The organism is Alloactinosynnema sp. L-07 (assembly GCF_900070365.1).
Taxonomy (GTDB): Bacteria; Actinomycetota; Actinomycetes; order Mycobacteriales; family Pseudonocardiaceae; genus Actinokineospora.
In genome coordinates, this window is the sequence record NZ_LN850107.1 from 1,051,981 (window position 1) to 1,066,230 (window position 14,250).

Annotated in this window: 12 protein-coding genes; 5 read left to right on the forward strand and 7 right to left on the reverse strand. The window is 70.7% G+C overall.

From position 1 onward, the window contains the following. Positions 1 to 4 precede the first annotated feature (4 nt). The 5 genes from BN1701_RS05110 (at position 5) to BN1701_RS05130 (ending at position 6,684) form a co-directional block, all read left to right on the forward strand. Positions 5 to 2,212 (forward strand): geosmin synthase, encoded by a 2,208-nt coding sequence (locus tag BN1701_RS05110; protein WP_054055633.1) that lies wholly within the window; start codon positions 5 to 7, stop codon positions 2,210 to 2,212. A 29-nt stretch (positions 2,213 to 2,241) separates the two neighbouring features. After that, entirely contained in the window at positions 2,242 to 3,627 is a 1,386-nt protein-coding gene (locus tag BN1701_RS05115; protein ID WP_054045975.1) for a family 2B encapsulin nanocompartment shell protein, read from the forward strand. Position 3,628: 1 nt separating this feature from the next. Beyond that, positions 3,629 to 4,669 carry a family 2 encapsulin nanocompartment cargo protein polyprenyl transferase gene (locus tag BN1701_RS05120; RefSeq protein WP_054045978.1) on the forward strand — a complete coding sequence of 347 codons (1,041 nt, stop codon included), beginning with the start codon at positions 3,629 to 3,631 and terminating at the stop codon, positions 4,667 to 4,669. Between the two features lie 75 nt (positions 4,670 to 4,744). Beyond that, on the forward strand, positions 4,745 to 5,506 hold the full coding sequence (locus BN1701_RS05125) for a DUF4239 domain-containing protein (RefSeq protein ID WP_054045980.1): 762 nt from the start codon (positions 4,745 to 4,747) through the stop codon (positions 5,504 to 5,506). Then, positions 5,503 to 6,684 carry a PQQ-binding-like beta-propeller repeat protein gene (locus BN1701_RS05130; protein ID WP_054045982.1) on the forward strand — a complete coding sequence of 394 codons (1,182 nt, stop codon included), beginning with the start codon at positions 5,503 to 5,505 and terminating at the stop codon, positions 6,682 to 6,684. Before BN1701_RS05125 ends, BN1701_RS05130 begins: the two co-directional genes overlap by 4 nt. On the opposite strand, the gene BN1701_RS05135 is transcribed toward BN1701_RS05130, so the two are convergent. The 7 genes from BN1701_RS05135 to BN1701_RS05160 form a co-directional block, all read right to left on the reverse strand. After that, positions 6,681 to 7,295, reverse strand: coding sequence for a cysteine hydrolase family protein (locus BN1701_RS05135; protein ID WP_054045984.1), 615 nt, complete (start codon positions 7,293 to 7,295; stop codon positions 6,681 to 6,683). The two genes, BN1701_RS05130 and BN1701_RS05135, sit on opposite strands and share 4 nt — an antisense overlap. 110 nt (positions 7,296 to 7,405) lie before the next feature. Then, a complete protein-coding gene (locus BN1701_RS05140) occupies positions 7,406 to 9,457 on the reverse strand; it encodes an MDR family MFS transporter (protein ID WP_054045986.1) in 2,052 nt (683 codons plus the stop codon). Between the two features lie 55 nt (positions 9,458 to 9,512). Beyond that, positions 9,513 to 9,635: a response regulator gene (locus BN1701_RS36325; RefSeq protein WP_172803186.1), complete on the reverse strand. Its 123-nt coding sequence runs from the start codon at positions 9,633 to 9,635 to the stop codon at positions 9,513 to 9,515. 41 nt (positions 9,636 to 9,676) lie between these two features. After that, positions 9,677 to 10,807, reverse strand: a complete 1,131-nt coding sequence (locus BN1701_RS05145; RefSeq protein WP_054045988.1) for a glutamate--cysteine ligase — start codon at positions 10,805 to 10,807, stop codon at positions 9,677 to 9,679. Between the two features lie 339 nt (positions 10,808 to 11,146). Further along, the gene (locus BN1701_RS05150; protein ID WP_054045990.1) at positions 11,147 to 12,655 is read right to left on the reverse strand and encodes a tripartite tricarboxylate transporter permease; all 1,509 of its coding nucleotides are present in this window, start codon (positions 12,653 to 12,655) and stop codon (positions 11,147 to 11,149) included. Between the two features lies 1 nt (position 12,656). Beyond that, complete coding sequence (locus tag BN1701_RS05155) at positions 12,657 to 13,175, reverse strand: tripartite tricarboxylate transporter TctB family protein (RefSeq protein WP_054045992.1); 519 nt, start codon at positions 13,173 to 13,175, stop codon at positions 12,657 to 12,659. Beyond that, positions 13,172 to 14,116 (reverse strand): Bug family tripartite tricarboxylate transporter substrate binding protein, encoded by a 945-nt coding sequence (locus BN1701_RS05160; RefSeq protein WP_369800665.1) that lies wholly within the window; start codon positions 14,114 to 14,116, stop codon positions 13,172 to 13,174. Before BN1701_RS05160 ends, BN1701_RS05155 begins: the two co-directional genes overlap by 4 nt. Positions 14,117 to 14,250: the final 134 nt, after the last annotated feature.

A 14,250-nucleotide genomic window follows, 5' to 3' on the forward strand; every position in this document is an offset into this window, starting at 1 on the left:
GACGATGCAGCAGGCATTCACGCTGCCCGACTTCTATGTCGCCTACCCGGCGCGGCTCAACCCGAATCTCGAAGCCACCCGGGCGCACAGCATGGCGTGGGCGAAGGACATGGGCATGCTCGACGCGCCCAAACCCGGCGGCGGCGTTGTGTGGGACGAGGCGGCGCTGGCCGGGATGGACTACGCGCTCATGTGCGCCTACACCCATCCCGACTGCGACGGGCCGACCCTGGACCTCATCACCGACTGGTATGTCTGGGTCTTCTTCTTCGACGACCACTTCCTCGAACAGTTCAAGTACTCCCGCGACCTCAAGGGCGCGCGGGAATACCTGGACAACCTCGAACGGTTCATGACCAGGACCGGTCAGACCCCGCCTAAGCCGGGCAACCCGGCCGAGGCGGGCCTGCTCGACCTCTGGGCGCGCACGGTGCCCGCGATGTCGGACGCGTGGCGCGAGCGGTTCATCACCAGCACCCACAACCTGATGGTCGAGTCGATGTGGGAGCTGGACAACATCGACAAGGGCCGCATCGCCAACCCGATCGAGTACATCCAGATGCGCCGCCGGGTCGGTGGCGCCCCGTGGTCGGCCAACCTGGTCGAGTTCGCCGCGCACGCGGAGATCCCGACGGCGATCGCGCACAGCAGGCCGCTGCGGGTGCTGTCGGACACCTTCTCCGACGCGGTGCACCTGCGCAACGACCTGTTCTCCTACGAGCGCGAGGTCCAGCGGGAAGGTGAGAACTCCAACGCTGTCCTGGTGTTCGAGAAGTTCCTCGGTCTGTCCACTCAGGACGCCGCAGAGCTGACCAACGAGCTGCTGACCTCCCGGCTGCACCAGTTCGAGACCACCGCGCTGGTCGAGGTGCCCGCACTGCTGGCCGAGAACGCCGTACCGCCGCACGAGCAGCTCGCGGTCGGGCTGTATGTGAAGGGCCTGCAGGACTGGCAGGCGGGCGGACACGAGTGGCACGCCAAGTCCAGCCGGTACATGAACCAGGGGCCCGTCTCGGGAACCGGGACTGTCCTAGGTGGACCGACGGGTCTCGGCACGTTCTCGCTGTCGCCCGCCGCGCTGGGCCTGACCCGCCGCTCGGCGCAGTTCTCACATGTGCCGTTCGCCCAGGTCGGGCACCTGCCGCTGCCCGAGTTCCACATGCCATACCCGGTGCGGACCAGCCCGCACCTGGCCCAGGCCAGGATCAACGCCGCCGAGTGGGCCGAGCGGATGGGGTTCTTCGGCGAGGGCGTGTGGAACCGGGAGAAGTTCCTCGGCTATGACCTGGTCCACTGCGCGGCCATGATCCACGCCGACTCCGGAGCCGACCAGCTCGACCTGTCCGGCGACTGGCTGACGTGGGGCACCTACGGCGACGACTACTACCCGGTCGTCTTCGGCGCCCGGCGCGACCTGGCCGCGGCCAAGGCGACCACCGCGCGGTTCTCGCTGTTCATGCCGCTGGACGCGGGCGCGACGCCCGAGCCGGTGACCCCGTTGGACCGCGGCCTCGCCGACCTGTGGCGCCGCACGGCCGGGCCGATGTCGGGCCACTCGCGGCAGGTGTTCCGCACCGCGGTCGAGGACATGCTCAACAGCTGGGTGTGGGAGCTGGAGAACCAGATCCACAACCGGGTCCCGGACCCGGTCGACTACATCGAGATGCGGCGCAAGACCTTCGGCTCGGACCTGACCGCGGCCCTGGCCCGGCTCGCGCACTCCGACGACGTGGCCCCCGAGCTGTACCAGAACCGGGTGCTGCACGAACTCGACACCGCGGCGCAGGACTACGCGTGCTTCACCAACGACCTCTTCTCCTATCAGAAGGAGATCCAGTACGAGGGCGAACTGCACAACATGGTCCTGGTCGTGGAGAAGTTCCTCGGCATCGACCGGATGGCCGCGCGCGACGTGGTCGCCGACCTGATGAACGACCGGATGCGGCAGTTCCAGCAGATCGCCGACCACGACCTGCCCGCCATGCTCGCCGAGTTCGCCATCGCCGAGCCGACCCGGTCGATTCTGCTCCAGCACGCCGAGGACCTGAAGGAGTGGATGTCGGGGATCTTGGAGTGGCATCGCACCGTCGCGCGTTACGGCGAGGCCGATCTCCGCCGCCACAGCACGCCCACGCCGCCCACCATCCCGTTCGGACCCACGGGCCTTGGCACCTCGGCGGCCCGTCTGGTCGCCCAGCTCGCCTCGCGCTGACCCCTTTGCAGAGAACAGATAGGAACGTTGTGACGACGACAGAAACCGATGCCGGTCAGCTCAGCCTCGGCACCGCGGCGGCCAGGAAACTGGCCACCACCACCAAGTCCGTGCCGCAGATGCAGGGCATCTCGCCGCGCTGGCTGCTCAAGATGCTGCCGTGGATCGAGGCCAAGGGCGGCGCGTACCGGGTCAACCGGCGGCTGAGCTACGCCATCGGCGACGGCCGGGTCACCTTCACCAACACCGGTGCCGACGTCCGGGTGGTCCCGCAGGAGCTGTGCGAGCTGCCGGTGCTGCGCGGGTTCGACGACGACGCCGTGCTCTCCTCGCTGGCCGATCGGTTCGTGCAGCGCGAGTTCGCCGCGGGCGAGGTGATCGTGGAGTTCGGCCACGCCGTCGACCACGTGTACCTGATCGCGCACGGCAAGGTGGAGAAGGTCGGCAGCGGCGCCTACGGCGACCCGGTGGTGCTCGGCGGCCTGGCCGACGGCGACTACTTCGGCGACCGGTCCCTGCTGCGCGCCGACGACATCTGGGAGTTCACCGCCAAGGCGCTGACCAAGTGCATCGTGCTCGCGCTGCCCAGCTCCGTGTTCGCCGAGGTGACCGAGCGGTCCGACGCGCTGCGGGCGCAGGTCGCCAAGATCCTTGACAGCGCGGGTAAGCCGCAGAACAAGCACGGCGAGGCCGCGATCGATCTGGCCTCCGGGCAGTCGGGCGAGTACGACCTGCCCGGCACGTTCGTCGACTACGAGACCAGCCCGCGCGAGTTCGAGCTGAGCGTCGCCCAGACCGTGCTGCGGGTGCACTCGCGGGTCGCCGACCTCTACAACGACCCGATGAACCAGGTCGACCAGCAGCTCCGGCTGACCATCGAGGCGCTGCGGGAGCGCCAGGAGCACGAGCTGATCAACAACCGCGACTTCGGCCTGCTGCACAACGCCGACCTCAAGCAGCGCCTGCACACCCGCACCGGCCCGCCCACCCCGGACGACATGGACGAACTGCTGTCGCGCCGCCGCAAGTCCCGCTTCTTCCTGGCCCACCCGCGCACCATCGCCGCGTTCGGCCGCGAGTGCACCGCGCGCGGGCTCTACCCGGAGGGCACGGTCGTGGACGGCAAGCCCGCGCAGGCGTGGCGCGGGGTGCCGATCCTGCCCTGCGACAAGATCCCGATCACCGACGGCGGCATCAGCTCGATCCTGGTGCTGCGCACCGGCGAGCAGGACGAGGGCGTGATCGGCCTGCACCGCACGGGCCTGCCCGACGAGTACCAGCCGGGGCTCAACGTGAAGTTCATGGGCGTCAACGAGAAGGCGATCATCTCCTACCTCGTCAGCGCCTACTACTCCGCCGCCGTGCTCGTCCCCGACGCGCTCGGTGTGCTGGAGAACGTCGAAATCGGCCGCTGACATGACCACCATCAACGACGCCACCGCGGCCCGGTCGGCCACCGACGTGCTCGCCGCGTGCCGGGACCTCGGCACGCCCGCGCTTCGGGCCGCGGTGGACTCCATGCCGGGGTCGATGCGGCACATCACCGGCTACCACCTCGGCTGGTGGGACGCCGACGGCGAGCCCACCGACGCCGACAGCGGCAAGGCGCTGCGGCCCGCGCTGGTGCTGTGCGCGGCCGAGGCCGTCGGCGGTGACCCAGCCGAGGCGATCCCGGCCGCGGTGGCCGTCGAGCTGGTGCACAACTTCTCGCTGCTGCACGACGACGTGATCGACGGCGACCTGACTCGGCGCCACCGGCCTACCGCGTGGACAGTGTTCGGCACCAGCGCGGCGATCCTGGCCGGGGACTCGGCGCTGACCCTGGCGATGGACGTGCTGGCCGCCGCGGGCCACCCGGCCGCCGAACCGGCCACCCGGCTGCTAGCCGCCTGCGTGCAGGAGCTGATCGACGGCCAGGGCAACGACATCGCCTTCGAGGCCCGGGCCGACGTGACCATGGTGGAGTGCCTGCGCATGGTCGAGGCGAAGACGGGGGCGCTGCTCGCCGCGTCGTGCACGCTGGGCGCCCTGTTCGGCCGGGCCGACCAGGCCAGGGCGGGCAGGCTCGGCGCGTTCGGCAGACACCTGGGCGTGGCGTTCCAGAGCGCCGACGACCTGCTTGGGGTCTGGGGTGTGCCCGCGGTGACCGGCAAGCCGGTGCACTCGGATCTGGTCAGCCACAAGAAGTCGCTGCCCGTGGTCGCCGCGCTCACCTCGGGCACCCAGGCGGGCCGCGACCTGGCCGACCTCTACGCGGGCGACACGCCACTCACCGACGAGCAGGCTCGGCGCGCCGCGGGTCTCATCGACCTGGCGGGCGGCCGGACCTGGGCCGAACAGCGTGCCGAGGACGAACTCGCCGCCGCGCTCAACGAATTGGCGATGGCCGATCCCGTGCCCCGAGCCGCCGCCGAACTGGGCGCGCTGGCTCGACTGGCCACCCGCCGGGATCACTGACGCGGGAGCCGGCATCCTGCACCCGTTGGCTTGCCAGGAAAGGGAAACAGCAGTGGACTTACGTGAGGTGGGCCGATGAACATCTATGTGGCGGGTGGCCTGTGGGTCGTGGGCGCGGCGGCGATCGCGGCGCTGGTGGCCTATCTGGTCCGGCGCATCGGTGAGACCGACGGCATCGTGGAGAACAACGAGGCCGCGGGCCAGGTGTTCACCATCGTCGGCGGCCTGCACGCGGTCCTGCTCGCCTTCGTCCTGATCTCCCTGTTCGACGGGGTGAGCGCCGCCGAGGACGGTGCCTACCAGGAGGCCGACAGCCTCGTCGCGGCCTACTGGGCCGCCGACTCGCTGCCCGACCCGATCAAGACCGACGTCCAGGACCTCGCCCGCGCGTACGCCGTGACGGTCGCCGACACGGAGTGGCCCGCCATGGTCGATGGCACTGAGGTGGGCGGGGACGGCTGGACCCAGCTCGACGACCTGCGCAAGTCCGTGTCGTCGGCGACGGTGTCCGACGAGTGGCAGACCGGCCGCAAAACCGAGGCGGCGAGCCAACTCTGGCACGTCTACCAGGCCAGGCAGGCCCGCCTCGACACCGCGGGCAGCGACGGCGTCAGCGGCGTCGTGTGGTTCGCGCTGATCGTCGGCAGCATCCTGTCGGTCGCCCTGCCGGTGATGTTCGGCGGGCCGCGGCCGGTCACCCACATCATCATCGTGTCGATCCTGGCCGGGACCCTGGCACTGCTGCTTTTCGCCACCCAGCAACTGCAGAACCCCTATAGCGGCGGCGCCAAGGTGGGTCCCGACGCGTTCCAAACCGCCCAGGAACGGCTGCGGTGAACCGGCGCGGATGGCGTCTGGTCCTGGTGATCGGGATCAGCGCCGCCGTCCTGTCGGTGGGCCCGACCGCGGCCGCCGCCCCCGCGGCCTGTCTCGCGCTGCAGGTCCAGAGCAACGGCCGCGGCCTGTCGACCCTGGTCGCGGTGGACCTTCCCGGCGGCAGGGTGCGCACGATCGCGGAGCTCGGGTTCAAGGTCAACGCCATCGGCACGGCGGGCGACACCGTCTACGGACTGGCCACCCGCGGCCGATCCGGTCCGTTCCCCGACGGCGGCCACGTGGTCACCATCGCCCGCGACGGCACGACTGTCGACAAAGGACCGTTGCGGGGATGGCCGCACCCGCTGCAAGCGCTGGCTGGTACCGTATCCGGGACGCGTTGGTACCTGCGCGACGACACGGGACTGTATGTGGTCGACGTCGATCCCCGCAGCGCCCGGTATCTGACGGTCGTCTCCCACGTGTGGCTGTGGCCGGGGGGACTGGCCCGCTCGGTCGACGACTTCGACTTCGGACCGGATGGCCTGCTCTACGGGGTGGCCGCCCACGGCAAGCTTGTGACGCTCGACCCGCGCACCGGGGAAGTCCGCCCGACCCGCTCACCCAGCGTCGGCCAGGGCACCAGCTACGGTGCGGCGGCCCGCGCCTCCGACGGGACGCTTTACGTGCTGGCCAACGACTATCGCGGCCACAGCGTCTGGTTCCACGTCACTCTGCGCCCGCCTGCCGTCGCCGAGTTGGTCAGCAAGCCCACCGTCGACCACACCGACGCCGCGGGCTGCCTGCCCGCCCCGCCGCCGCCGCCACCGCCGCCAACGGTTCCGGTTCCGGTTCCGCCCACAACGACACCGCCGCGCACCACGACCGCGGCCCCGATCCCGGCACCCCCGCCCGCCACGACTACTCGGCCGCCGACGACGACCACTCAGCCACCGACGACGTCACCGACCACGCCACCGCCGACCACCACCGCGCCGACTTCACCGACGCCACCGCCCACGCCTGCCCCGAATCCGCCCGCGCCGACCCGCAAGCCCTACCGGACCGCCACGCCGACCGCCCCGGCGCCCAAGGACTACCAGACCCGTACCGAGGAGAAACGCCGCTGGGGTCTGACGGCACTCGTGCTGATCCTGGGCGGAGGCGCCGCCGCCTCCGCCGCCCGCCGTCGCCGCTAGTTCTGCAACGCGGCGATGACTTCGTCGGAGGTGACCGGCAGCGAGAACATCGGATAGTCGTAGGTGAGTGCGTTGTCGTGCTCGGCCTGCGAGGTGGCGGCGACACAGTCGGTCAAGGTGATGACCCGGTAGCCGTTCTCATAGCCGCTGCGCATCGTGGATTCCACACAGCAGTTGGTGAGGAAGCCGCCGAGCACGATGGTGGTGATCCCCTTGCTGCGCAACATGAAGTCGAGATTCGTCGACGCGAAGGTGTCGAGGCCCCGCTTGCCCTCGACGACGATGTCGCCGTCGTGCGGAGCCAGGTCGTCGACGATCGCGGCACCCCAGCCGCCCTTGACGAAGGCGTTGCCGTCCACGACACCCTTCAGAATGCCGTACGGGTGCGCGGAGATCTCGGTGTAGCCGTCGGCGAACGTGATCGGCGCGTGCATGATCGTCACCCCCGCCTTCCGCGCGGCGTCGACGACGGCGACGGTGTTGCCCAGCATGCCGGTCTCGGCCATGACCCCGGCCACCGCACCGTGCAGCACGCCGCCTTCGCTGGTGAAGTCGTTCTGGTACTCGATGAGCACCACGGCCGTCGTCTTCGGGTCCAGCGTCACCGTCATCGGGCACCTCGTCCACTCGGTTCCAGGGCACGATCAACCAACCACCCCGCCACCGATCGGGCAAGGCGCCGCTCAGGTGGTCTGGTCTGCTCCCGGTGGTGGCAGGCTCGCTAGACGCGGGCCAACTCGCGCCCTGACGACTCGGCGACGTCCTCGGTGACCAGTCTGCGCGCGATGGAGTACACCGCCGCTCGGACTTCGGGGCGGTCGTCGGCGGCGTCGCGGCGGATGTGTTCGTGGATCCAGTCGGCCCAGGCGGCGCTGATGAGGTCGAATTCCCCCGCGCCCGCCGGGGTATGGACGTAGACGCCGTCGTGGCGGGTCAGGTAGCCCTCGTGCACCATCCGGTGGAACACCGGTTCGAGCACCTCGGGCGGCATCCGCCTGCCCCTGGCGATGTCGGCGAGCGCGGCCTCGCCCACCGCCGTCGCGTAGACCTGGACCTGCACCACCGCCCACGCGCCCGCCGGGTCGAGCCGGGTGCCGGACCGCTCGCGGATCCGGTGGGCGTCGTCGGGGCCGAAGCCGCGCAGGACCGAGCAGACCGAGGACTCCAGCACCGCGGCCGACTCGCTCGTCGTGGGTGCGGCGAATCCCTCGCCGACGTCGGTCGAGGACGCCCTGGCCGGGTCGCGCAGCTCGACCTGTTTGAGGAACAGCGAGATCAGGAACCCGATCACGGCCACGGGGACCGTCCACAGGAACACCGTGTGCAGCGCGTCGGCGTAGGCGTCGATGATCGGACCGGCCTGCGCGGCGGGCAGGTCGTGCACGCCTTTCGGGCTCTGCGCGGCTGCGGCCAGCGCCCGCGGGTCGGCGCCGGTCTGGACAGCCGCCGCGGTGACGCCCTCGGTGAGGTTCGGGGTGAGCTGGTTGGCGTAGATCGTGCCGAAGACGGCGGTGCCGAACGCGCTGCCCAGGGTGCGGAAGAACGAGACCCCGGAGGTCGCCGCGCCCAGGTCGGCGTAGTCGACGGTGTTCTGCACAGCGATCGTCAGCACCTGCATGCACAGGCCGATGCCCAGGCCGAGCACCAGCATGTACAGCGAGGTCAGCCAGAACCCGGTATCGCGGTCCATCAGCGACAGCAGGAACAGCCCGACCCCCATCACCAGCGACCCGGCGATCGGGAACAGTCGGTACTGCCCGGTCTTGCTCACCACGGTGCCGCTGAAGATCGACGCGGCGAGCAGGCCGACGATCATCGGCAGCAGCCGCAGCCCGGACCCGGTCGCCGACTCGCCGTCGACGTACTGCAGGTAGGTGGGCAGGAAGATCATCGCGCCGAGCATCGCGAACCCGACGACGAAGCTGAGCACCGAGCACACGGTGAACACCGGGTTGCCGAACAGCCGCATCGGCAGCATCGGCTCCTTGGCCTTCGTCTCCGCCAGGCAGAACAGCCCCAGCGCGACCGCGCCGCCCACGAACAGCCCGATGATCACCGGCGAGTCCCACGCGTATTCGCTGCCGCCCCAACTGGTGGCCAGGATCAGCGCGCTCGACCCGGCGGCGATCAGTACGATGCCCAGGTAGTCGATGATCGGCTTGGCCGCCGCCCGGATCGTCGGGATCGCGCGGGCGGACACCACGATGACGGCCACCGCGAGCGGCACGTTGACGTAGAAGGCCCACCGCCATGACATGTGGTCGGTGAACAGCCCGCCGAGCAGCGGACCGATCACGGTCGAGACGCCGAACACCGCGCCGATCGCGCCCTGGTAGCGGCCTCGCTCGCGCAGCGGGATCACGTCGGCGATCAGCGCCATGGCGGTGACCATCAGCCCGCCCGCGCCGATGCCCTGCAGCGCCCGCCAGGCGATGAGCAGGGTCATGCTGTCGGCCAGCCCGCACAGCAGCGAGCCGACGGTGAAGATCACGGTGGAGGCCTGGAAGACGACCTTGCGGCCGAACTGGTCGCCGAACTTGCCGACCAGCGCCGTGGCCACCGTCTCGGCCAGGAGATACGCCGTGACCACCCACGACATGTGCGCCGCGCCGCCCAGGTCGGCCACGATCGTGGGCAGCGCCGTGCCCACGATCGTCTGGTCGAGCGCGGCGAGCAGCATGCCCATGGCGATGGCGGTGAACACGACGGTGCGCTGAGCGGGACTGAGCACGGGCGGGCCGGATACCGGCCGGGCGGCCTCGAGTGTGGTCACCCGGCCATCATCAACCGGGCCGCCGCGATCCGCGCGCCGGAACGATCTCAGCAGGTCAGGCCGGGTGTGATGGGCTTGAGGTCGACCAGGTAGGCGTCGACGGCCTGCCCGCCTTGCGCAGCGCCCCGACCACCGCGAACCGCATGTCCTCGTCGTCCTCGACCACCAGTACCCGCACGGACCGCAAGGATAGCGGCTGTCCTCATCGGACAGTTCGGGCTAGGTGTGCTGGACCGGGCGGGCGGCGCCGTCCACGGCGCACTGGTCGATGACGTCGCGTAGCTGTCCCGCGCGGGCGAACGCGGCCCGCTGCCGCATCGCCCCGGTGCCGGTGCGGTCCAGGTCGGCGAGCAGGCCGGTGACGGTGTCGAGGTCGCCGAACTGGGCCAATGCGCTCTTGGTCCGCTCCAGCAGCCGGTCCACCAGGGTCCGCGCCGGGACCAGCCGCCCGGTGAGCACGTCGAGCGCTTGCCCGGTGATCCCGTCGCGCGCGGCCCGCCACCCCGCGGCCCGCAGCACCTCGACCGGCACCCGCGGCGCCCGCCGACCCCGGCGCAGCTCGGTCAGGGCGGTGGCCACCAGCCCGCGCACGAGCGCGGCCAGCAGCACGGCCTCCGCCGCGGTCCCGGCCACGTCGGCGACCCGGACCTCGACAGTGGGCAGGTGGGCGGACGGGCGGACATCCCAATAGACCATCCGCCCGTCACTCGCCGCGCCCGACTCGCGCAGCATGGCGACCGTCTCGCGGTGGTGGGCGGCGGACTCGAAGTATGGCGGCGGGCCCGAACTCGGCCACCGCGACCACACGATCGTGCGCCAGCTCGCGTACCCGGTGTCCCGCCCCGCCGCGATCGGCGAGTTCGCGGTCAGCAGGCCCAGCACTGGCAGCCACGGCCGCAGGTGGTTGCAAACCCGTACCGCTGTCTCCGGGTCGGGCACGGCCACGTGGACATGGCAGCCGCAGATGGACTGCTCGGCCGCGAGCTGCCGGTACCCGTCGACCAGCAGCCCGTACCGCCCGTCGGTCGACGTCTCGATCTCCGGCCCGCCCACCACCGGCACCCCGGCCGCCAGCGCCTCGCAGCTGACCGCCCTGGCCGCCGCGGTGGCGACTTTCCGCAGGTCACGCAGCTGGGCGTGGGCATCGGCGAGGGTTTGGCACACCCCAGTGCGGATCTCGAGCTGGGCCAGCGCCAACTCCTGCCCCAACTCGACCCCGAACACCTTTGCGGCGTGCCGGATGACCTCGTCCCCCTTCGGGGCGGGCATCCCGCTGACCGCGTCGACCAGCAGGAACTCCTCCTCCACCCCGAGCGTCGGGGGCAGGGAAGTCGATCCGGAGACGGTCATCGCGGCCCTCCGACCAAGTGGTGCCAGGGACCAAGGGATACCCCACCATGGCACGCCGTCAAACGGGACCGCGCCACCCTGAGGTTCGAATCAGCCGGTCACCACGGGATTCGCACCGAGCGGACGGACGCCGTCGCACACGGTGATGTGCGACGGCGTCCGTCCGGGCAGGGAACTCTAGTGCCCCGAGCCGGAAGTTCGACACCACCTCCGGCGCCCGCGCGGCGCCTGGCCACACCGCGCGAAAGGCCAAGTACACCCGGTACTAGACCTCCCGCGCGGCGTGCCCAGCCACCACGCGGATCACCGGATCTGGCGCCGAACCTCCGACTCGGGGCACTAGGCGTCGACTGTCTCCTTCTCCTTGGTCCGCGCGGGGAGCATCCGGCGGATCAGAGGCCACAGCAGGATCAGGGCGATCACCGCGTAGATGGTGACCGAGAACGTCGTGTTCACCAGTCCTGACAGTTCCCCGTCGCTGAGTTGCAGCGCTCGACGCAGCTGCTGTTCGGCGTTCGGGCCGAGAATGACGCCGATGATCGCGGGGAGGACCGGCAGGCCGAAGCGGCGCATCATGAAGCCGACCAGGCCGATCACGAACAACAACACCAGGTCCAGCACGTCCGCGCTGACCGCGTACGCGCCGACGGCGGCGAAGAACAGGATTCCCGAGTACAGATAGGGCCGGGGGATCCGCAGCAGCTTCGCCCACATCGGGGCCAGCGGCAGGTTCAGCACCAGCAGCAGCACCGTGCCGATGAACAGGCTCGCGATCAGCGCCCACACCAGCTCCGGCTCACGGGCGAACAGCAGCGGGCCGGGCTGGATCCCGTACTGCTGGAACGCCGCCAGCATCACCGCCGCGGTCGCCGTGGTCGGCAGACCGAGCGTCAGCATCGAGGTCAGCGTGCCCGCGGCCGACGCGCTCGCGGTGGCCTCCGGTCCGGCGACGCCCTCGATGGCGCCGTGGCCGAACTCCTCGGGGTGCTTGGACAGCTTCCGTTCGGTCACATACGACAGGAACGTCGGGATCTCCGCGCCGCCCGCGGGCACCGCGCCGAACGGGAAGCCGATCAGCGGGCCCCGCAGCCACGGCTTCCAGGACCGGCGGATGTCGGCGCGGTCCATCCACGGCCGCCCGACCGGGATGACCGTGCCGGTGGTCCGCCGCAGGTGCGCGGCCACCCACAGCGCCTCGCCGACGGCGAACAGGCCGACCGCGACGACCACGACGTCGATGCCGTCGGCCAGGTGCAGCGAGCCGAAGGTCAGCCGGGCCTGGCCGGTGATCGGGTCGAGCCCGACCAGGCCGATGGCCAGCCCGATGCCCAGCGAGGCGAACCCGCGCACCCGGGACGTGCCGAGTACCGAGGTCACCGCGATGAACGCGAGCACCATCACGGCGAAGTAGTCCGGCGCGCCGATGTCGACGGCCAGTTTCGCCACGGTCGGCGCCAGCAGCACGAGCAGCGTGGTGCCGACGATGCCGCCGATGAAGTGGCCGATCGCCGCCGCGGCGAGGGCCTGCGGGCCGCGGCCCTTGCGGGCCATCGGATGCCCGTCGATCGCCGCCACCACCGAGGCCGTCTCGCCGGGGGTGTTCAGCAGGATCGACGTGGTCGACCCGCCGAACATTCCGCCGAAGTAGATCCCGGCGAACATGATGAACGCGCCGGTCGGCTCGATGCCGTAGGTGACCGGCAGCAGCAGCGCCACCGCCATAGCCGGGCCGATCCCGGGCAGCACGCCGATCGCGGTGCCGAGCAGGACACCGACGGCGGCGAGCAGCAGGTGCGTGGGGGTCAGCGCGGTGCCGAAGCCCGCGAGCAGGTTCTCGAAGGTACTCACGTCACACCAGTCCCGTCAGCGGACCGCCCGGCAGGGTGACGCCGAGCAGGCCGTGGAAGACCACGTAGGTGCCTACCGACAGCGTCACCGCGACGACCGCGTCCCGCACGTACTTCCTGCTGCCCAACGCGTAGGCCGCGCCCCAGAACTGCACGGCCCCGGAGATCGGGAAGCCGACCGTGTCGATCAGGGCGATGTTCGCCAGGAACGCCGCGGCGAGCAGTCCGACCGTGCGCCAGTCCGGGGGCGTGGACAGGTCGACGTCCTCACCGGACTCCGCCTGTCCACGCCCGCCGCGCAGCACATTCACCGCCAGCGCTATCGCGATGGCGATCAGCCCGCCGCCGACCATTGTCGGCACGGCGGCGGGCCCCACCGGTCCGCGCTGGGCGAAGTCGGTCGGCAGGGTGAGCGCGTCGGCGAGGACCAACGCGCCCAACCCGGCCAGAAAGACCGCGACGCCCAACTCAGAGTGCTGCCGCAGCCACGAGCGGCGGCGCACCTCGACGGTCGTCGTCATGCGGTCAGGCCCAGATCCTTGAGCACCAAGCCAACCCGGTCGTTCTCCGACTTGAGGAACGTGGCGAACTCGGGGCCGGTGATGAACGCGTCCTGCCAGCCGTTCTTGCTCAGCGCGTCCTTCCACGCCTTCGACTCGTGCAGCGACTTGTAGAGGGCGACCAGCGCGTCGCGGTCCTGGTCGCTGATCCCGGGCGGCGCGACGACTCCGCGCCAGTTGGTGAACTCGACGTCCACACCGGACTCCTTGAGCGTCGGCGCGTCGATCCCGGACACCCGCTTCGGCCCGGTCACGGCCAGCACCCGCAGCTCGCCCGCCTTGACCTGGTCGGCGTACTCACCGACGCCGGAGACGCCGAAGGCGACCTTGTCGCCGAGCACCGAGGCCAGCAGCTCGCCGCCGCCGTCGAACGGCACGTAGTTGACCGCCTTCGGCTCCAGGCCGATCGCCTTGGCCACCAGCATCGGCGCCAGGTGGTCCGGCCCGCCGGGGGAGGACCCGCCGCCGACCGGCACCTTGCCCGGGTCGGCCTTCCACGCCTCGATGAGCTGCTTGATGCTGGTGTACTTGGAGTTCTTCGACACCACGATGATGTCGGGCTCCTCGATCAGCCGGGCGATCGGCGTGGTCTCCTGCAGGGTCGACGGCGACTTGTTCGTGTAGACGCTGCCCACGACGCCCAGGCCCATCTGCATGATGAGCTTGCCGTTGCCCTTCTCGCTGACCAGGCGGCCCAGGCCGACCGTGCCGCCCGCGCCCGGCAGGTTGAAGACCTCGACGTTGCGGGCCAGCCCGGCCTCTTCCATCGCCTTGGCCGCGGTGCGCGCGGTGATGTCGTAGCCGCCGCCGGGGGTGTTGGGCACCATCAGCCGCAGGCCGGTGACCTTGGCCGCCGACTCGCTCTCCGCGGTGTTGCACGCCGTCACGCCCGTGACCGCCACCAGCGCCGCCAATAGCGGAATGATTCTGCGTGACCTCACTGTGATCCCTGCCTCTCTCGTCGAGTGCCCCGAATCGTGCGGCGCGGCGGGCGTGGCGTCACGGTTGCGTGCGCATCGGTCGATTTGCTCGTTTT

Coding starts and splice junctions, on each gene's coding strand:
- BN1701_RS05110 (WP_054055633.1), top strand. CDS start 5: ATGCAGCAGGCATTCACGCTGCCCGACTTCTATGTCGCCTACCCGGCG.
- BN1701_RS05120 (WP_054045978.1), top strand. CDS start 3,629: ATGACCACCATCAACGACGCCACCGCGGCCCGGTCGGCCACCGACGTG.
- BN1701_RS05125 (WP_054045980.1), top strand. CDS start 4,745: ATGAACATCTATGTGGCGGGTGGCCTGTGGGTCGTGGGCGCGGCGGCG.
- BN1701_RS05135 (WP_054045984.1), bottom strand. CDS start 7,295: ATGACGGTGACGCTGGACCCGAAGACGACGGCCGTGGTGCTCATCGAG.
- BN1701_RS05145 (WP_054045988.1), bottom strand. CDS start 10,807: ATGACCGTCTCCGGATCGACTTCCCTGCCCCCGACGCTCGGGGTGGAG.
- BN1701_RS05155 (WP_054045992.1), bottom strand. CDS start 13,175: ATGACGACGACCGTCGAGGTGCGCCGCCGCTCGTGGCTGCGGCAGCAC.